The following is a 20,036-nucleotide window of genomic DNA, read 5'->3' on the forward strand; positions in this document are numbered from 1 at the left end:
GAGGAATGAATGAATGGCGGTTCTTGTTACAGGAGGAGCAGGTTATATTGGAAGTCATACGTGCGTAGAGCTATTAAATGCAGGTCATGAAGTCGTGGTTGTAGATAACTTTTTCAACAGCAAACTTGAATCATTAAAACGTGTATCTGATATAACGGGAAAAACATTTAAAACGTATAACGTGGATTTACTCAATCAAGAAGAGCTTGAAAGAGTATTTTCTGAAAATAAGATTGAGTCAGTTATTCACTTTGCAGGGCTTAAGGCTGTAGGTGAATCTGTATCTTTTCCTCTTTGGTACTATCATAATAACCTTACGGGTACGTTTGTACTGTGTGAACTGATGAAAAAATACGGAGTGAAAAAACTAGTATTTAGTTCTTCAGCAACCGTATACGGATCAACGGATCAAGTTCCTATATCTGAAGACGCTCCAATAGGAGCTATGAATCCATACGGAAAAACGAAGCAGATAATAGAAGAGATATTAAGAGATTTATATATATCCGATGAAGCATGGAGTATTACTCTTTTACGATATTTTAATCCCATTGGGGCTCATGAAAGCGGGTTGATTGGAGAAGATCCAAATGGCATTCCAAATAACTTAATGCCATATATTTCGCAAGTGGCAGTCGGTAAACTACAGAGCCTTAATATATTTGGAAGTGATTATTCAACAAAAGATGGGACAGGAGTTAGAGACTACATTCACGTGGTTGATTTAGCAAAAGGGCACTTAAAAGCTTTAGAGAAAGTGCGATCATCAAAAGGTGTGAATACTTACAACCTTGGAACAGGTAAAGGCTATAGTGTATTAGAAATGGTTAAAGCATTTGAAGCGGCTTCTGGGAAGAAAGTTTCTTATACCTTTACGGACCGACGCTCAGGAGATGCAGCCATTTGTTTTGCAGATGTTTCAAAAGCAAAAAATGAGCTTGGCTGGGTTGCCGCTAAAGGAATTAATGAAATGTGCCAGGATACCTGGAGATGGCAGAAAAATAATCTAGGTGGATATGTTGAAGATCATGACAACTTAATTGAACATAATTTTCCGGTGCGTACTTCCGCAGCGGGTTTTTTAGTGTCTAATTAAGGAGAAATCCCGATGAATATATCAAATATCCTTACTGAAAAAAAGTTGCAGGAAATTCTAGTTAGTTTTTATGAAAAAGGCAATCAATCTCTTGATATTAAACCAACCGATATTGTAAATGAGATTAAACAAACGATTTTAACTGCTGATTCTTCTGATTAGCTAAATAACCAAAGCAAGAAATAAAAAGTAAAAAAAGAAATAGAGGGTATGCATGATGAAACGAATAATGGATTTAGTCATTTCATTGACTCTATTAATGTTATTGTCTCCTGTTGTATTGTTCACTGCCATATTGGTCAGATTAAAGATGGGTGCGCCTGTTTTGTTTAAACAACAGCGTCCTGGAAAAGATAGTAATCCATTTCACCTTTATAAATTTCGTACAATGGCTAATTTAAAAGACAAGAAAGGAAACCTGCTATCTGATCAAGCACGTTTAACAGCAGCAGGACAGTTTCTGAGAAAGTATAGCTTAGACGAACTTCCACAGCTTATTAATGTAGTAAAAGGAGACATGAGTTTAGTCGGGCCAAGACCATTGTTGATGGAATATTTGCCTCTTTATACAGAAGAACAAATGCTTAGACATAATGTGAGACCAGGAATTACCGGTTGGGCTCAAGTAAATGGCAGAAATGCGATTACTTGGGAAGAAAAATTCAATATGGATACTTGGTACGTAAGGAACCAAAGCATCTTTCTCGATTTTGAGATCTTAATTCTAACGGTTCTTAAAGTAGTGAAAAAAGAAGGTATTACTCAGCAAGGGCATGTAACAATAGAAAAATTCAAAGGAACGAAAGACGTGATATAACTTGAAAGTTATCGTAATAGGTAACGGCGGACATAGTAAGGTCATTCAAGAAGTGATCTCTTCTTTACGCAATTACGAAATTATCGCTATCTTAGATGATAAATATAAAGAAAAAAAAGAAAGAAATGGAATTACGTATGCGCCTTTTTCGTTTCTAAATAAGCTACTTGATATAGATGTAAAAGTTGTGATTGCAATCGGCAGCAATGCAGTAAGAAAAAAGCTAGTGGAAACATTAAATTTACGAACAGACCAGTATTTATCGGTTATCCATCCAACGGCAGTTGTAAGTTCAACAGCTATGATTGGAAATGGAACTGTTGTGATGCCGAATGCGGTGATTAATGCAGATGCAGAAATTGGAGAGCATTCTATTATTAACACCGGAGCCATCGTTGAACATGAAAATAAACTTGCAAATTATGTCCACATCTCGCCTAACGCTACCTTAACAGGAAATGTTTCACTAGGTGAAGGTGTACATATAGGAGCGTCCGCTACTATTATTCCAGGAATAGAAATTGGTCAGTGGTCGGTGATTGGAGCCGGCTCGACTGTCATTCATCATATTTCTTCTAGTTGCAAAGCGGTAGGATCTCCAGCCAGAGTTATTTATAGTGATTAAACAGAATAAGTAGAAAAGGTGATGACTTTTAATGACTAACTCCAAAATATATCTTTCTCCTCCTCATATGAGCGGAGATGAGAAAAGATATATAGATGAAGCATTCGAAACTAATTGGATTGCGCCGCTAGGGCCAAATGTAGATGCTTTTGAGAAAGAACTTGCTTCTTGTGTAGGGGTCAGTGAAGCGGTTGCAGTAAGTTCAGGAACTGCAGCGATTCATTTGGCTCTTTCTTTATTGGAAGTGACAAAAGGAGATATCGTGTTTTGTTCGACTCTTACTTTTGTAGCAAGTGCAAATCCCATTATTTATCAAGGAGCGGAGCCTGTATTCATTGATTCAGAGCCAGAGACATGGAATATGTCACCTGAGGCATTAAAAAGAGCGTTACAAGATGCTTTTATACAAGGAAAGCTTCCCAAAGCAGTGATTGTTGTAAATTTATATGGTCAAAGCGCAAAAATGGATCAAATTCTTTCACTGTGTAATCAATATAACGTTCCTGTCATCGAAGACGCGGCTGAATCACTAGGGTCTACTTATAAAGGAAAAGCAAGCGGTAGTTTTGGTAAGTTCGGCGTATACTCTTTTAACGGAAATAAAATTATTACGACATCTGGCGGAGGAATGCTTGTTTCTAATGATATAGACGCGTTACAAAAAGCGCGCTTTTTAGCAACGCAAGCACGTGACTCTGCTCCTCACTATCAGCATAGTCAGCTTGGGTATAATTATCGAATGAGTAATATTCTCGCAGGAGTCGGAAGGGCACAGTTACAAGTGTTAGAGAACAGAGTAGAAACACGAAGAAAAATTTTCGAGCATTATTATCAAGAATTATCTGGTTTATCAGGTATTGCATTCATGCCCGAGCTATCAAATACGAAAACAAATCGTTGGCTTACTGTTTTAACTGTTAATGAAAAAGAAGCAGGAACATCTGCAGCAGAGCTGGTACAAGCGTTCACGGAACAAAATATTGAAGCGCGCCCGGTATGGAAGCCCCTCCATATGCAGCCTTTTTTTAAAGGAGCTCGTTACTATCCCCATGATGAAAATAAAGACGTAGCCCACCAGCTATTTAAAACTGGCATCTGCCTTCCATCAGGTTCAAGTATGACGGAAAATGAACAAAATAAAGTCATTAGATGTCTAAAAAAAGGATTAGGAGCCTTAAATAAAGAAGGAATCGTCCAATATTAGAAAATATGAGGTAAGGATGAATGATTGGAGACAAAATTCATAAAATCCGCAAAAAAAAGGGACTTACATTATCTGAACTGGCTGAAAGAGCTAATATGTCCAAGTCGTATTTAAGTAATATCGAGCGTAATCTAAATGATAATCCTTCTATCCAAGTAGTTGAAAGAATTGTGGCTGTGTTAAATGTAGATTTACATACACTTATCGAAATTAAGCATGAACCCTCACATTTTTTAGAAAGTGAATGGCTTCATTTCGTAAACGAATTAAAAAAACTGGGGGTTAGAAAAGAACAGCTTCCAGAGTATAAAGCTATTATTGAATTTATAAAATGGCAGAATGAGAAGGTAGAAAATAAAAATAATTAGTAAATAAATCTTAACCGTTAATTATAAATCCAAAGGAAGAGATCAATGAGTAATTTCAAACCAATAAGAGTTCTTCAAGTTGTAGGAGCAATGAATAGAGCAGGGACAGAAACAATGCTAATGAATATCTATAGAAATATTGATCAAAAGAAAGTCCAGTTTGATTTTATTTCGTATAGCCAACAAGATGCTCACTATGACGAAGAGATAAAAGCTTTAGGTGGTAGAATAATAAAACTATCGAAAACTCAATCCATAAAAGAAATATATATAGCAATAAAAAAATATGGCCCTTACGATGTTGTTCATGCTCATACTTTGTTTCATTGTGGAATTGCTACTATGGCTGCTTTTTTAGCTGGTGTTAAAGTAAGAATCTCTCATGCTCACACAACTTTAGACAATAGTGACCATTTTATAAAAAAAATTTATATTCAGTTAATGAAATCTATAATTAATACGTTTTCAACGAATTTGTTAGCTTGTAGTGCTGGTGCAGGAAGCTATTTATTTGGACAAAGAAGCTTGACTAAGAAAAGTTATTCCTATTTTCCTAACGTAATTGATTACGCGCATTTCTTAAAATGTCCTCAATCAGAAGTTAATAGATTTAAAGGTGAAGAGGGGATAAAAAATAAAATAATTATTGGACACATTGGCAGATTTATGGAAGCAAAGAACCATACGTTTTTATTACAAATTATGAAAAAAATACTTGAAAAGAATCCTGAAGCTGAGCTGCTATTAGTTGGAGACGGGGTTTTAAAACAACAAATTGAAGAACAGGTTAAAAAAGAAGGAATACATAACAGCATTAAGTTCACGGGAGTAAGAGAGGACATACCCACTATGTTTCATAGTATGGATGTCTTTGTGTTTCCCTCTTTATATGAAGGTCTAGGACTAGTGCTGTTAGAAGCTCAGGCAAGTGGATTACCATGTGTGGTATCAGAAGCTATTCAGCCAGAAGCCGATTTAAATATAGGGTTAGTGTCACAACTTTCACTAGCCGATAGCCCTGATGTGTGGGCCGATAAAATAATTGAACGAGTAAATACAAAGGAAAAAGATACAAGTATGATTATTGATGCTTTTGAAAAAAATGGATATTCGTTAAATCGAGGGATTTACCACCTAATAAATATTTACAAATCATAATAAATAATGGAGGAATATATGAAAAAGGTATTAATTTCCTCTTTTGACATGGAAGTTGGAGGAGTGGAAAGAAGTCTTATCAGTATGCTAAATAACTTCGACTATCAACATTATCGGATTAATTTGATGCTATACAGTCATACTGGAGATTTTATGAACTTGCTTCCAAATCAACCACACTTATTAGAAGAATCTGTAGCCTATAAAACCTTTCGAATGTCGATAGGACAAGCTTTAAAATCTGGAAAAATACTACTCGGACTAGTAAGGCTAATGGCAAAGTATAAAGCAAATTTAAGCCGGTCTTCCGAAAAGGGCTATAAGCAAATGCAATATATGTGGAAATATTCATTGCCTTTTCTTCCTAAGCATGAAGAGCAATACGATCTTGCTATCAGCTACTTATGGCCTCATTACTTTATCGCAGAGAAAGTAAAAGCAAAGACAAAAATTGCTTGGATACATACTGATTTTTCTACGGTAGATACAGACGAAAAAGTAGATATTCAAATGTGGAATAAATTTGATTACATTGTAGCGGTATCGGAAGAATGTAAAAATGCATTTATTCAAAAATATCCTAGTTTAGAAAAGAAGATTATTGTTATGGAGAACATTACCTCTCCAGATTTTGTTAGAACCTTAGCCAATGAGAAAGTTGAAAACCCTATGCTAAATGATCAAAGGTTTAAAATCATAACAGTGGCAAGGTTATCTTATGCTAAAGGAATTGATAATGCAGTTAAAGCTTTGAAACTGTTGCAAGATAAAGGTTATAAAGACATTGCCTGGTATGTCGTTGGATATGGCGGAGATGAGAAAATGTTAAAAGAGCTAATAAAAGAAAATGGTTTGGAAAATTGTTTTGTTCTTTTAGGGAAACAAACCAATCCATACCCTTATATGAAAGAAGCCGATCTATATGTTCAACCGTCTAGATACGAAGGAAAAGCTGTTACGGTGGGGGAAGCTCAAATTCTTTATAAGCCGGTCTTGATTACTAATTATGCTACTGCCCAAAGTCAAGTTAAGGATGGACTTGATGGATATATTTGTGGACTGTCAATCGAAGAGATAGCAGAGGGAATAGAAACTTTATACAGAGATCAACAATTGAGAAGTAAGCTATCTAATAATTGTAAGACTGTAGACTTCAATAACAGCAAAGAATTAGAAAAATTATACCAGTTAATAGAAGTTAATGGTAGTTATAGCATTTTACACAAAGATAGATTGTAGGAAAGGAGTGATTTAATGAATAACGTAAAAGTAAGTGTTGTTATACCTGTATACAATGTAGAAAAATATATTACTGAATGCATTGAGTCACTCTTAAACCAGACGCTTGAACAATGCGAATTTATTTTCGTAAATGATGGGTCAAAAGATAATAGTGTTCAAATTATAGAGAACTATAGAAAAAAAGACAATAGGGTAAAGCTAATTAATCAAGAGAATCACGGAGTCAGTATTGCGCGAAATAATGGCTTAGAAATAGCTTTAGGGGAATATGTAGGATTTGTGGATGCGGATGATTATATAGAAAAAGACATGTATCAAACATTATATAACTGTGCAAGGCAAAATAATTATGATCTTATTTTATCAAACTTTGAAAGTGAGATAGAAGGACATAAGTTAATCACTAAATATTCTTTTCCAATTGGTATTATTTTAGATGAAAGTTACATAAAGAGAGAAATATTGCCTTATTTTCTTAAGGCTGATGACTTAAATACTGCTTGTAATAAACTCTATAGGCATAAAATATTAAAAGAAAACCTTATAAGGTTTCCTGAAAATGTTCCACTTGGTGAAGATGGAATGTTTAATATGAGTTTTATAGGGTGTATCGATACTATGATATATATAAATTATACGGGATATCATTACAGAGAGGTTAAAGGAAGTGCTACTAGAAATGTAGCAGAAAAGGACTATTTTCAAAGAGCCTTAGAGGTTTATAGACTAGAATTACCTGAAAACCTGATGGGTACCATTAACAAAGTTAAGGTACAAAAATTCAAAGCATTAAAGCTTATAAAAAATGTGATGTCATACGTACATGTATATTCTCACCCAGCTGAAGAATTGAGCTTTAAAATGAGGTACAGATATATAAAGGAAATGATAAGTAATAAATATGTTAAAGAAGCGTTACCGATTTATTGTAACGAAAATTACAATACAATAGGAAACTATGAAAAGTTTATTATTAATATGATAAAAAGAGAATCAACTTTAGGACTATACTTTGCTACGGCGTACAGCAGAGTACGGAATAAATAATATTTGGAGGTATTTTTTAATGAAGGTTATGATGTTTGCCCATGATGGCAGTCTTAATAGAGGGTGTGAAGCTATTGTGAGGTCTTCTAATGATATAATAAAAGAAAAAATAAATGGAACAGAAATATATTTAGCGTCTGGGCAGCCTGAGACAGATAAAATATTAGTTAAATTAGATGGAATTTATGATGGTTCAAAGAAACACATAAAAAAATATTCACTTGATTGGATACTATCTTCAATTAAAGTGAAGGTTTTTAATGACCAGTCTTATGCTTTAGGTAAAATTGAACATAATATAATTAAGCATATAAAAAATATAGATGTATTTTTGTCCATCGGCGGAGATAACTATTGTTATGGAGAGCAACCTGGCTGGTACGAAATAGATAGAAGAATAAAAGCGCAGGGAAAGAAATTGGTTTTATGGGGATGTTCTATTGGGGAAGAAGACATATCACCACAAAAACTAGAAGACCTGAAATCATTTGATTTAATACTAGCACGGGAAACTCTTACTTACAATATGTTGAAAAATAAGGGGCTTACAAATGTTAAATTATGTGCAGATCCTGCATTTACAATGGAAAAAGAAGAGCTAGAGTTGCCTGAAGGGTGGAAAGAAGGAAAAACAGTAGGGTTAAATTTTAGTCCGCTTGTTTGGAATAGAAATAAACAGTCTCGGGCAGCGGTACGAGTTCTCATTAATCATATATTGAATACTACAGATTTAACAATTGCTTTGACTCCACATGTCATTCAAGAAGGAAATAATGATTATGAAGTTTTAAAAAATTATTATGAAGAATTTAAAAATACAGGAAGAGTCCTGTTATTGCCAGAGAATTTAAACGCAATACAATATAAAGGTTATATAGCAAGAATGAAATTTTTTATTGGAGCAAGAACGCATGCAACAATAGCAGCTTACTCTTCTTATGTTCCTACTATGGTATTGGGGTATAGTGTAAAGTCGAAAGGAATTGCTAAAGATCTCTTCGGGGAAGAAAAATTAGTTTTAGGAATCGATGATATTTCTGATAGTGTCAAGTTAAAAGCTAATTTTGATCAAATGGTGGAAGAAGAAGAGATAATAAGGGAAAATTTACAGCAATCCGTACCAAGAATTCAAAAAATGTCATATAAAGCAGTTGACTATTTAAATGAATTAAATAGGTAACCTGAGGTGTAAAATGAAGAAAAATATATTGTTCGTGATGCCAAGTTTATCCGCTGGCGGTGGAGAAAAAAGTTTAGTAAATTTACTATCTCAAATTGATTATAATTCATACAATGTTGACTTATTTCTATTTCATAAAGCTGGCTTATTTATAAATTCAATCCCCGAAGAGGTTAATATATTAGAGTTACCCGCTAATTATAAAAAATTCAAACACGAAGTTAAGGAATCCATAAAGTTATTTTTAAAAGCTGGCCAATTTAATTTAGCATGTTTTAGATTAATGTTCACTTTAATAAATAGAGTAATCAAAAATTCTACTAAAGCGGAACAGACTGCATGGAAATACGTAAGTTCGTCATTTGATAACCTAGAAAAAGAATATGATGTAGCTGTTGGGTATCTTGAAAAGTCATCTATTTATTTTGTAGTCGACAAAGTAAATTCTAAAAAGAAAATTGGTTGGATTCATACAAACTATTCAAATTCAGGAATGGATTATCGTTACGATAATCCATTTTTTAAGCAACTAGATCATATCGTTACCGTCTCTGAAGAATGTGCAAATTCTTTAAGAGAAACATTCATGCATCTAAAAGATAATGTAAGAGTTATCTACAATATTGTATCTCCTAGAATTATAAAAAGTTTATCTGGCACAGAAATAAATTATGATATTATTAATCAAAAAAATCATATTAATATCATTACAATTGCCAGGTTAAGTCATGAAAAAGGTATTGATATTGCTATAGATGCTTGTAAGCTATTAATAGAAAAAGGTCATAAAGTAAATTGGTGTGTTTTAGGTGAGGGGAACGAAAGAGAGCAATTAGAAGGTTTAATAGAAAGAAGTGGCTTAACTAATAATTTTAAATTATTAGGGACAAAGGAAAATCCTTATCCATATATAAGCAACTCAGATATATATATACAACCCTCTAGGTACGAAGGTAAATCTATTGCAATAGACGAAGCTAAAATTCTTCATATGCCAATAATTGTTACTAATTTTAAAACAGCAAAAGATCAAATAAATAATGGAGAAAACGGTTTAATTGTAGATTTGGATTCGAATGCTATTGCTGCGGGTGTTGAAAAATTATCCCAGGATCGCAAGTTCAGGGAAAGAATTATAAAAAATTTATCTGCAGAAAAGTTAGGGACAGAAGAAGAAATCCATAAATTGTATGAAATATTATAGGTGGTGATCATCTTAATGAAAAAAAATATCTTATTTGTAATGAATAATTTAAATTGTGGTGGCGCAGAAAAGGCTCTCATTTCTCTATTAGAAACAATAAATTACTCCCAGTTCAATGTGGATCTATTGTTGTTTAAACATGAGGGACTCTTTCTTTCTAAGATACCTCCACAAGTTAATTTACTAACAGAGCCTTTTGGATATAAATATTTTGATATGTCCGCAAAAGAGGCTGTTAAAAGCTGCATAAAACAAGGCAAATTTGATATAGCTTGGTCAAGGATAAGAGCAGGGATTATTTTCCAAAATGAAAAAAATAGAGTGCGGTGTGAACAAAGAGTTTGGAAACATTTATCATACTCGTTAAAAAGAATAAACAAGAGATATGACGTTGCAATTGGATACCTGGAAAAAACCCCTATTTATTTTTGTATAGACAAAGTAAATGCAGAAAAGAAAATAGGATTTATTCATAATGATTATGACAAGCTTGGAATGGATCCTGAAATTGATCAAAAATATTTCGATAAACTGGATAATATCGTTACAGTATCTGAAGAGTGCGCTAGTGTTTTAAAACAAAGGTTTCCTGTATACAAAGACAAAGTTGAAGTGATGTATAATATTGTTTCACCGAAAGTTATAAACAAAATGTCATTGAATGATTCGAAAATAAAATATCATGGGATAAATTTAGTTTCATTAGGTAGGTTACACCATCAAAAAGGGTTTGAGATGGCTGTAGAAGCATGTAAGAATTTAATTGATAGTGGATACAAAGTAAAATGGTACGTTATTGGAGAAGGAGAAGATAGAGATAAGCTTGAAAAGCTAATTAAAGCTTACAGTCTTCAAAAGAACTTTATGCTACTAGGCTTAAAAGAAAATCCATATCCATACATAAAAGATGCAGATATTTATGTTCACCCTTCCAGGTTTGAAGGCAAATCTATAGCTATTGATGAAGCAAAGATACTTCATAAGCCAATTGTAGTAACTAATTTTACTACAGTTAAAGATCAAATCAAAGATCAGGAAACGGGGTTAATAGTAAATATGACATCCTCATCAATTGCTGAGGGAATCAAAAGATTACTAGATGATGATTATTTAAGAGGGAAACTAACGAACAATTTGTCAAACGAAAAGCTGGGAACTGAGTCTGAGATAGAAAAGTTATATAAATTGTTTAATGCAGGATAAGAAAGGACATAGAAATGATTATTCAAACAAGTGTATTTTTAGTAATCACTCTAATAGTAATAGTTATACTAATAGATATTATTCCTATATTTAAAGACTGGTTGGGGCGGATTCATATAGGGAGATATGACAATAAAAACATCTGGAATAAATTAATTACTGAGAAAGCAGTTAGTTGGTTAAATGATACTCCAAAGATAAAGGTAACTGATAATACACGTTTAATTGTATTAGATATGTTAAAAGGAAAGTATACAAAAAGTGCTATACAGCACTGGCAAGAGGCACCTATATTATTGGGATTATCAGAATATTTAAAAAATAAAAAGGATCGCAGAACTGAAAATGAGATAGTAAAGTTTTTAAACAACAAGTTTGATAGTGCTGGTCAATGGAAACAGAAGCCTGTACATGTAGATGGGGCAATATTAGCTTATGCTGTCATGAAATTGGATTTTATAGAAACTGATAGGTACAGAAAAGCATTAGATTATACATGGGAAATGATAAAAGAGCATATAGGCGAAGAAGGCACAGTTGAATATAGGAAATCTATGCCGAGCTATAGGTATGTAGATACGATAGGTTTCATATGTCCTTTTTTAATTGCTTATGGAACAAAATACAATAAAGGTGAATGCATAGACTTAGCAGCAAAACAAATTAAAGAGTACGAACGATATGGCATGTTAGAAAGATACTCTATCCCGTGTCATGCCTATAAGGTAGATAATAAAATACCGTTAGGATTGTACGGTTGGGGAAGAGGGCTAGGGTGGTTTGCTATTGGTCTTATAGATTCATGGATTGAGCTTCCGGCAGATAGTAAATATAAATTGGAATTAGAAGAAAGTGTAATAAAATTTGCTAAAGCGATTATGAACTTCCAGCAAAAAAATGGTAGTTGGAACTGGACAGTTACCAGAAGTGAATCTAGAGCGGATTCTTCTACTACTGCTACGCTAGGGTGGTTTTTAATTAATGCTTCAAAAATTGATGAAATTGAAAAAGATTGTTTAGATAGTACTACTAAAGCTATAAATTATCTAATGACAGTTACACGAAGAAACGGAGAAGTTGATTTTTCTCAAGGAGATACGAAGGATATAGGGGTATATGCAATGCTATTTAATATATTGCCATTTACGCAAGGGTTTTGTATAAGAATGATAAACGCTATTCCTACTCTAAGGAAGTGAAAACTGTATGTTGAAAATAATTAAAAATTACTTTAGAGCAAGATTTAAAAAATTTCTGCTAGAAGAAATATGGTTAGAAGATCTTATTAGAATGGGAATGAGAGTTGGAAATAATTGTTCTATTCAGCCAGGTGTAATATTTGATTATTCTCATTGTTGGTTGATACGAATTGGCGACAATGTCACTATAGCACCTGAAGCGTATTTATTAGCACATGATGCTAGCACTAAGATGCTAAATGATTATACAAAGATTAGTAGCATTAGTATAAAAGATAACGTATTTATTGGTGCTCGAGCTTTAATTATGCCGGGAGTAACCATTGGTGAAAATTCAATCGTTGCTGCTGGTAGCATAGTAACAAAATCTATCCCGGAAAATAGCGTAGTAGCTGGTAACCCGGCACGAATTATATCTACTTTAGAAGAATATAAAATTAAAATTAATAAACAACTTAATGATTCTGTAACCAATATATATGACAGTAACTATACAATAAAAGGAAATATATCAGATAATGATAAGAAGGGTATGTATGAACAACTGAAAAGTAAAATAGGATTTGTTAAGTAGGTTACTAAATATATTGAATAGATATATGTTTATAATTCTTATATGTAGGACCTAAAGGAGATAAAATGAGAACTAAACACTCAATCATCAATATAGCAACAGGTTTAGGGAATCAAATTATTATTACTTCACTAAGCTTTGTTTCAAGAACGATATTTATTAATTATTTAGGTGTAGAATATCTAGGAATTAGTGGATTGTTCACTAGTATACTGGCAATGTTAGCATTAGCTGAAGCGGGTGTAGGTTCAAGCATTGTTTATAGTCTTTATAAGCCAGTAGCAGAAAATGATCAGGAAAAGATAAATGTTCTAATGAATTTATATAAGAAAGCATATATGGTGATTGCCTTAGTTGTATTGCTTGTAGGTCTATCTATTATGCCCTTTCTTGAACTTTTTACGAAGAGTACTAGTGTAGAAAACATTCATTTGATCTATCTAATTTTTTTGATTAATACTGTTTTACCATACTTGTACTTACACAAAAATAACTTTTTAAGCGTATGCCAAAAAACATATATGGTGACAGGAGTCTACGCTGTATCTTCAATTGCATCTGTTTCTCTTAAAATAGGTATATTATATTATACCAAAAACTTTATTTTATACTTAGCTGCAGATTGTTTTATAACAATAGTTACATCTACCATTTTAGCCACCATTGTAAATAAAATGTATCCATTTTTAAAAAATAAAGTAACTAGAAAATTAGACAACGAAACTAAAATCAACATTATTAGGAATATAAAGGCTATTGTTTTGCAGAATATTGGAACATATCTTGTGTTTGGTACTGACAATATTATCATATCTACATTTGTCAGCGTAACAGCAGTTGGATTGTACTCTAATTATAATATGCTAATAGAAATTTGTAGGACTTTCGTAAATCAAGTTTTCAGTAATATTTACCATAGTGTTGGGAATTTAATAGCACAAGAAACTAAAGAGAAGGTTTATAGCATTTATAAAGTAACTATGTTATTGAGCTTCTGGCTATATTCAACTCTGGGTATTTTGCTACTAATCATGTTAGAACCGTTCATTGCTATTTGGATAGGATCCGAATTTTTAATGAGTAAAGGTGTAGTAGTAATACTAATTATTATTTTTTATGAAAGAGGCATGAGAAATTCAATTTCTACAGTGAAAACAACTTCAGGAATTTTTCATGAAGACAGGTTTGCCCCTTTATTTCAGGCGGCTGTTAATCTAGTTATTTCAATTATTGTGGTTCGGCACATAGGCATTGCAGGTGTTTTTATCGGAACTCTTATTAGTGCCCTAGTCGTGCCTTTTTGGGTAACACCTTATTTAGTCTATAAAAAAGTATTTAATAAACCCATAATAATGTATTTCGTAAGATATTTTTACTTTACAATTATAGCTACAGGAACCTATTTTACGACAAATTTAGTGTGGAGTCTTATAGAACCCGACACTTTCGTAACATTAGTTTTAAAGGGGATTATCTGTTTAATAACTATTAATACGATATATATATTAGTTTTTTACAAAACCAAGGAGTTCAAATATTTATTTAATATAATTAAAAACATAATGGGAACGATATTAGAACGATTTAAAATAAATAAAAAAGTTACTTATAAAAGTTAAATGTTAGTTTTAGCGGTAATAATAATTTCATCATTATAGTATGTAATAAATAAAAACTGGATAGGCTACACTCAGTTGGACAGAATTTTTAAGGTCAAGTAGACTACAGATAACATACTAAAGGAGCATCTACAATGACCAGAAGAGAACGTCGAACATTTACAAAGGAATTTAAACAACAGATGGTGCAGCTGTATCAGAACGGAAAACCAAGAAAAGAGATCATTCGTGAATATGACTTGACTCCTTCGTCTTTAGATAAGTGGATAGAGCAAAGTCAAACATCTGGTTCGTTTAACGAAAAAGATAACCTGACCGAGGAACAAAAAGAACTGATGGAGCTTCGCAAACGAAATAAACAATTAGAAATGGAGAATGATATTTTAAAGCAAGCCGCGCTGATACTAGGACGAAAGTAAAAGTGATTAAAAATAACCAACACAAATACTCGATATCAGCAATGTGCAAAGTCCTACAACTCCCGAGAAGTACGTATTATTATGAAGCGAAGGAACGTCCGACGGAAGATGACGTTACCTCTGCCATCATAGACATTTTCCATGCCAATCGTCAGGTTTATGGGACACGCAAAATTAAGTATGAGTTAAAGAAACAAGGGAAAGTTGTCTCAAGACGCCGCATTAGCCGCATCATGAAAGAGCAAGGTTTAGTTTCTATCTACACAGTCGCTCAGTTTAAACCACGTTCTACTGAACCAAATGAATCCGAACAAAAAACAAATTGAACCGACGGTTCAAGCAAGAGAGAGTGTTGTCCGTTGTCGTCAGTGATCTCACGTATGTAAGAGTAGATAAAAAATGGTCTTACATATGTGTATTTGTCGATCTCTTTAATCGAGAAATCATTGGTTATAGTGTAGGAGCCAATAAGAATGCCCTCTTGGTTTATCGAGCGTTTGCACCCATAAAAGCAAATCTTCATCAAATTCAGCTCTTCCATACGGACCGAGGAAATGAATTTAAAAATAACCTCATAGATAAAGCACTAGAGATATTTACGATCGGACGATTGTTAAGCATGAAAGGTTGTCCATATGACAATGCGGTCGCTGAAGCTACCTTTAAAATCATTAAAACGGAATTTGTGAACGGGCGAAATTTCGCTAGTCTAGAAGAATTAACAAGGGAATTACAAGACTATGTCCATTGGTTTAATCACTTGCGTATCCACGGAACCCTTGATTATATGAGTCCTATTCAATACAAAATGAAACACCTTAAAAAAACTGTCTAGTTTAGTGTTGACATACCATTGTATCTAAATAATGGTTTGTAGAAAAAGTGGCAAAATTAAAAAAGAAAAGAGTAAAGAAATAATCGCAGAAATATAGAAGACTAGAATGATTTAATTATTAAAGGTATTCTAGTCTTTTTGAATTATTATTTTAGGGAAATTAAAAATGTAATCATATTACTTAAGCGCATTAAAGTTAAGGGCTAATTCTTCAGGAGTTAATATTCTATTATAATATGCTATGTTTCTAAATAAGACAGATATTGCTTTATCACCTATAATGAGCGGGAGGAAAGAAGGTTTAGCGTAAAAATTATTAGCTATTCCAGATTCGGAGACTTTAATATTATTTACATACATTGACAATGTTGTATGGGTTCTTATTACAGCAATGTGATAATATAAAGATTCGTCTGCATACTGAGGAGAAGTAACTGATATGTTAGAGCTAGCGCCCCACAGTGAGAATCCAAAAGCATTGTTTCCATTGCGCTCTAACAATATTTTATTTTGAGATCCACCCAATTCATATCTACTAATTAAATCACCATATTTAGGGATTTTTGCAGTGAATGAGATTGTAAATTTATCATTGTTCATAAAATAGCTATCTGGATTTGCCACAATTGAATTATTAGTAGGGTTGTTTTTATATAGAATAAGGCCATTTGTTACATAGTTAGCGGATATGGTTGAAGTTTTTACTGTAATATTAATACCATTAGAAACATTTCCATTGATATCTTTTGATTTTACAGTCAACTTATATTGTATATTTGCTTTTAATCCAGTTGCACTGTAATTTGTAGTTGTAATGTTTCCGTTTAATAACACATTATCTTGGTATATTTCGTAACATGCAATATCAGATGATGGGCTTCGAGTCCAAGTTAATCCAATCGAGTCTGAAGTGATACTGCTCGCTAGTAAGTTTGAAATCTCTTCTGGCGGTGTAGTATCTTGTGAAGTAGTAACTATAATAGAAATACCAGAGGATTTGTTTCCTGCTTTGTCTATCGTTTTAACAGTAAACGAATATTGAGTTGAAGCTAGAAGGCCAGTAACAGTGTAAGTAGTACTGTTAACGGACCCAATGAGTGTATCCCCATTATATATTTCATAGTTTAATACATCGTTAGAAGTACTAGCTGTCCAGGATAAATTAACTTTATCATTAAACGGTGTAGCAGTTAAATTTGTAACATTGGTTGGAGGAGTTTTATCTATATTAAACTGAATTGATTTAACTTTACTTTGATTACCAGCAGCATCTACTGCAATGACTTTTAGGGTAGTGGGATTTGAAAGTTTAAGGGGCGCAGAATATTGAATACTAGATGTAGTTGGAAGCGTTCCGTCTAAGGTATAGTAAATAATTGCATCTTCATTTGCTACTAATGTTACCATTTTATCTGTATTATATATTCCGCCATTAGGGTTAACAGTTACGCTAGGTGCGTTAAGGTCAGCTGTGGAATTAGTGATATCAATATTTTCTAGTAACAAGGTTGTTCCAGGATTTTTATTTACAGTCATAGTTGTATTGAGAAGAGTACATCTTGTAATTAAATATCCTTTTTTTAGTTCTAGCCAGTACCCATCAACTATAGAATTTTCTAAATAGCAATGGTTCAAAACTGTTTGGGTGTTGTTGTCAGTTTTACTAAGCTTTACGTTATAAAATGAACAATTATCTACGGTAGAATTTATTAAAGTTGCGTCGATATTTCTAAATAGGCTGTTCTTGATATTAATCCTTGTCTCTGGAAAAGGTGTATCGCCAAATTTTAAGTCAGGACTAATTGACTTGTTTCTGTTTCTGATGAATTGACTATTCAATATATTGCAATCTTTAATATTCGCACTGCCATCTATAATAGTTAAACCGTCAACTATTAGGGGCCTGCCTACATAAATATTAGATCCGTTTCCATTAATACTTACACTATGATTTTTAACTGTGACATTCTGAATAATGCTACCTGCTGCAGTTACTGCAAAGCCTGGTGTTGTTCCACCAGTATTCCAGTCTCTTTCAATAACGACATTATTAATATAGCACCTTCCATAATTAAATCGGCTAACATTAAATCCCGACTCCCCAGAATCATAAAATGTGACAGGAGGTCCATCTTCGGTTTCAGATATTTGAAAAGAATTAGTAGTACGATTTACTACATAGTATATTTTATCCACATTAATATCGCTAGGAACTTTTCCTACCCATTGTTCAAAACAAATTTTAGCTGTATTTCCCATACCATGATTATTGACAATAAACGAACTCGTTGAAACATCAACTGTAGGTGTACCAAAATAACCATAGTTTGCATTTCCATAAAAGATACCATTATTCAAACGTACGTTTTGGATAACAGAACCTCTAACGTCCATTAATCTAAGATTAGATTGTTGACCAACTAAGCCATTTACATAATTGTCACCCGATACAATAAGTTCTGTGTTAACAAAAGTATTATTTAAATACTTTATATACATATTTGTAGGATAAGAACTAACGCCTCCGACATTCCAACCTTCAAAAGTATTATTTTCTAAAGTTATATGATTACCATCTGCATTCACAAAGTGACCTCTTTCATTATTGTGAATGTAGTTATTAAAAATATATAATCTAAAGTTCAGCTCTAAACCATCTTTATTATAGTAAGGCTGTTTATATGGTATGTTGCTTTCACCTACCATAGACTCAATATCTATTGCAAACATGGGAGGGATTCCATTGCGAAAGTCTGATGTAACATTATCGTCTGCTTTACCTATATGATGAATCTTATTATCATAAATGTATACATCGTTTGCTGAAGCAAGAGTAATACCTTGTCTTCTACAGTGGTGTATATCACAACCATGAACCCAAATGTGGTGTCCCATTTCGTTCTGAGTATAGTCAGATGAATTAGTTCGGTATTGTAACCAACCTGTTGAAACAGCATCTCCAGTACAATCACATATCTCTGTGTTTTTAATTTCTACATGATTTGAACCTGCTATTTCGATTCCTTGTCCCCATTCATGAGTATATCTTTCATTATCAACTTTCGCAGTAATAGCCGTAATTTGATTATCTGTTAATGGGGTATTAGTAATATCAATAGTGAAAACCATTTTGTTGTTTGCTTCTATATTAGGTTGTAAGAGCCATCCTCTGCCTGTTGGTGCTGATGGAGCAAATTGTCCGTTATTTCTAAAACCAACTAATGTGTTATTAGAAACTGTGTCTTTGTACTGATAAAAGCTATAACCTTTGGATACGTCTATGCCTTCGATTTTCCATAGCCTGAAATTGTTTAAAAGTCCTGGATCCCTAAATCTATCAATTATTTCACTTCTTATGAAATTAGGATTATCGTTTAATGATCCATCAGGGTTGATTCCACCCCGAACAAATTTCACACCAATTTCGTAATAATGTGTTTTTCGGTCTCCGATTATCTTACCGCCAGAAATCTTTACGTTTTTAACATCTTTAACTTGAAAAATACTGTAGCCTGGAGAACTGTTACCTTCTAATTCTAGTATGCAACCATCTGCCATTTCAAAGTGAAGGTCATTTACCATATTAATACATGTGAAGGATAATGAAACAGCATCTTGCCATACCCATGGTTTTAGCTTTAGTTTATAAAAACCACTAGGTAATATTACATGGTTAACGCCTTGAGACTTAGCCCAAATAATTGCATCATTGATACCCTGGGTAGTAGTTTTCGAAGAAGTTCCATCGTTTTTAATATTCCACCTATTGAGTTCAATTACATAAGGAGATGAGGATATTGTACCTGATAAATTTGTTGCTGGTTTCCAAATGCCAGCTTCATATTTGAGAATATCCCCATTTTTAGGTGATAATGTGGATATATCTACGTCACTCAACTCATCTAAACTAGTAGCTCCGTGATTGTCACTAATTTTTCTTTCTATTTCATTAATTGCATTAACTAAATTTTCTTTATCGGTAGTTGTTAAATCTGATAAAAGCCCAATTTCATTTTTATTTGCTATTTGGATATTACCAGAATCAGAACCAATAAATAATTCAGCTGTATCTGTGCATAATCCAAATTCCCCAATATCTAAAATTGGTAAATCCTTCTTTAAACTACTGCTGATTTGTATCTTATATGCCAATGCAAATCCCCCCGTTAATTGTTATACCTTTAATAAAAAGAGTAAAGAAGTTTCCAGCATAAAAAGAGATGCTCATCTTTATTTTTTCCTTATA

At 33.0% G+C, this 20,036-nt stretch carries 16 protein-coding genes and 1 pseudogene; 16 read left to right on the plus strand and 1 reads right to left on the minus strand.

Translation table 11 applies throughout. The annotated features are described in order from the left end of the window. The first annotated feature begins 13 nt into the window (after nt 1-13). The 16 genes and pseudogenes from galE to LJY09_RS10755 all read left to right on the plus strand — a co-directional run bounded on the left by galE (nt 14) and on the right by LJY09_RS10755 (nt 15,790). Entirely contained in the window at nt 14-1,096 is a 1,083-nt protein-coding gene (gene galE / locus LJY09_RS10680) for a UDP-glucose 4-epimerase GalE (RefSeq protein WP_228307715.1), read from the plus strand. Nucleotides 1,097-1,108: 12 nt separating this feature from the next. Then, nucleotides 1,109-1,258, plus strand: coding sequence for a YwzD family small protein (locus LJY09_RS10685; RefSeq protein ID WP_155404480.1), 150 nt, complete (start codon nt 1,109-1,111; stop codon nt 1,256-1,258). 55 nt (nt 1,259-1,313) lie between these two features. Beyond that, nucleotides 1,314-1,913 carry a sugar transferase gene (locus LJY09_RS10690; protein WP_323134975.1) on the plus strand — a complete coding sequence of 200 codons (600 nt, stop codon included), beginning with the start codon at nt 1,314-1,316 and terminating at the stop codon, nt 1,911-1,913. A 1-nt stretch (nt 1,914) separates the two neighbouring features. Next, a complete protein-coding gene (locus LJY09_RS10695; RefSeq protein ID WP_228307717.1) occupies nt 1,915-2,538 on the plus strand; it encodes an acetyltransferase in 624 nt (207 codons plus the stop codon). A gap of 31 nt (nt 2,539-2,569) precedes the next feature. Continuing rightward, nucleotides 2,570-3,742 (plus strand): DegT/DnrJ/EryC1/StrS family aminotransferase, encoded by a 1,173-nt coding sequence (locus LJY09_RS10700; protein WP_228307718.1) that lies wholly within the window; start codon nt 2,570-2,572, stop codon nt 3,740-3,742. A 20-nt stretch (nt 3,743-3,762) separates the two neighbouring features. Continuing rightward, the gene (locus tag LJY09_RS10705; RefSeq protein ID WP_228307719.1) at nt 3,763-4,110 is read left to right on the plus strand and encodes a helix-turn-helix domain-containing protein; all 348 of its coding nucleotides are present in this window, start codon (nt 3,763-3,765) and stop codon (nt 4,108-4,110) included. A 45-nt stretch (nt 4,111-4,155) separates the two neighbouring features. After that, the gene (locus tag LJY09_RS10710; RefSeq protein ID WP_228307720.1) at nt 4,156-5,268 is read left to right on the plus strand and encodes a glycosyltransferase family 1 protein; all 1,113 of its coding nucleotides are present in this window, start codon (nt 4,156-4,158) and stop codon (nt 5,266-5,268) included. 18 nt (nt 5,269-5,286) lie between these two features. After that, nucleotides 5,287-6,507 (plus strand): glycosyltransferase, encoded by a 1,221-nt coding sequence (locus LJY09_RS10715; RefSeq protein WP_228307721.1) that lies wholly within the window; start codon nt 5,287-5,289, stop codon nt 6,505-6,507. A gap of 15 nt (nt 6,508-6,522) precedes the next feature. After that, nucleotides 6,523-7,557, plus strand: a complete 1,035-nt coding sequence (locus tag LJY09_RS10720; RefSeq protein ID WP_228307722.1) for a glycosyltransferase — start codon at nt 6,523-6,525, stop codon at nt 7,555-7,557. 19 nt (nt 7,558-7,576) lie between these two features. Then, complete coding sequence (locus LJY09_RS10725; protein WP_228307723.1) at nt 7,577-8,737, plus strand: polysaccharide pyruvyl transferase family protein; 1,161 nt, start codon at nt 7,577-7,579, stop codon at nt 8,735-8,737. Between the two features lie 13 nt (nt 8,738-8,750). Further along, nucleotides 8,751-9,941 carry a glycosyltransferase gene (locus LJY09_RS10730; protein ID WP_228307724.1) on the plus strand — a complete coding sequence of 397 codons (1,191 nt, stop codon included), beginning with the start codon at nt 8,751-8,753 and terminating at the stop codon, nt 9,939-9,941. Nucleotides 9,942-9,956: 15 nt separating this feature from the next. After that, nucleotides 9,957-11,144 (plus strand): glycosyltransferase, encoded by a 1,188-nt coding sequence (locus LJY09_RS10735; protein WP_228307725.1) that lies wholly within the window; start codon nt 9,957-9,959, stop codon nt 11,142-11,144. 14 nt (nt 11,145-11,158) lie between these two features. Further along, complete coding sequence (locus LJY09_RS10740) at nt 11,159-12,343, plus strand: glycoside hydrolase family 88 protein (protein ID WP_228307726.1); 1,185 nt, start codon at nt 11,159-11,161, stop codon at nt 12,341-12,343. A gap of 7 nt (nt 12,344-12,350) precedes the next feature. Further along, nucleotides 12,351-12,917: an acyltransferase gene (locus LJY09_RS10745; RefSeq protein WP_228307727.1), complete on the plus strand. Its 567-nt coding sequence runs from the start codon at nt 12,351-12,353 to the stop codon at nt 12,915-12,917. A gap of 65 nt (nt 12,918-12,982) precedes the next feature. Next, nucleotides 12,983-14,536, plus strand: coding sequence for a lipopolysaccharide biosynthesis protein (locus LJY09_RS10750; protein ID WP_228307728.1), 1,554 nt, complete (start codon nt 12,983-12,985; stop codon nt 14,534-14,536). A gap of 134 nt (nt 14,537-14,670) precedes the next feature. Beyond that, a pseudogene (locus tag LJY09_RS10755) lies at nt 14,671-15,790 on the plus strand (IS3 family transposase). A 177-nt stretch (nt 15,791-15,967) separates the two neighbouring features. Here the strand turns inward: LJY09_RS10755 and LJY09_RS10760 are convergent. After that, entirely contained in the window at nt 15,968-19,942 is a 3,975-nt protein-coding gene (locus LJY09_RS10760; protein WP_228307729.1) for a chitobiase/beta-hexosaminidase C-terminal domain-containing protein, read from the minus strand. Nucleotides 19,943-20,036 lie beyond the last annotated feature (94 nt).

Source organism: Priestia sp. J2 (assembly GCF_020790095.1).
Lineage (GTDB): Bacteria > Bacillota > Bacilli > Bacillales > Bacillaceae_H > Priestia > Priestia zanthoxyli.

Coding starts and splice junctions, on each gene's coding strand:
- LJY09_RS10685 (WP_155404480.1), top strand. CDS start 1,109: ATGAATATATCAAATATCCTTACTGAAAAAAAGTTGCAGGAAATTCTA.
- LJY09_RS10725 (WP_228307723.1), top strand. CDS start 7,577: ATGAAGGTTATGATGTTTGCCCATGATGGCAGTCTTAATAGAGGGTGT.
- LJY09_RS10745 (WP_228307727.1), top strand. CDS start 12,351: ATGTTGAAAATAATTAAAAATTACTTTAGAGCAAGATTTAAAAAATTT.
- LJY09_RS10740 (WP_228307726.1), top strand. CDS start 11,159: ATGATTATTCAAACAAGTGTATTTTTAGTAATCACTCTAATAGTAATA.
- LJY09_RS10715 (WP_228307721.1), top strand. CDS start 5,287: ATGAAAAAGGTATTAATTTCCTCTTTTGACATGGAAGTTGGAGGAGTG.
- LJY09_RS10705 (WP_228307719.1), top strand. CDS start 3,763: ATGATTGGAGACAAAATTCATAAAATCCGCAAAAAAAAGGGACTTACA.
- LJY09_RS10700 (WP_228307718.1), top strand. CDS start 2,570: ATGACTAACTCCAAAATATATCTTTCTCCTCCTCATATGAGCGGAGAT.
- galE (WP_228307715.1), top strand. CDS start 14: ATGGCGGTTCTTGTTACAGGAGGAGCAGGTTATATTGGAAGTCATACG.
- LJY09_RS10730 (WP_228307724.1), top strand. CDS start 8,751: ATGAAGAAAAATATATTGTTCGTGATGCCAAGTTTATCCGCTGGCGGT.
- LJY09_RS10720 (WP_228307722.1), top strand. CDS start 6,523: ATGAATAACGTAAAAGTAAGTGTTGTTATACCTGTATACAATGTAGAA.
- LJY09_RS10690 (WP_323134975.1), top strand. CDS start 1,314: ATGAAACGAATAATGGATTTAGTCATTTCATTGACTCTATTAATGTTA.
- LJY09_RS10750 (WP_228307728.1), top strand. CDS start 12,983: ATGAGAACTAAACACTCAATCATCAATATAGCAACAGGTTTAGGGAAT.
- LJY09_RS10735 (WP_228307725.1), top strand. CDS start 9,957: ATGAAAAAAAATATCTTATTTGTAATGAATAATTTAAATTGTGGTGGC.
- LJY09_RS10710 (WP_228307720.1), top strand. CDS start 4,156: ATGAGTAATTTCAAACCAATAAGAGTTCTTCAAGTTGTAGGAGCAATG.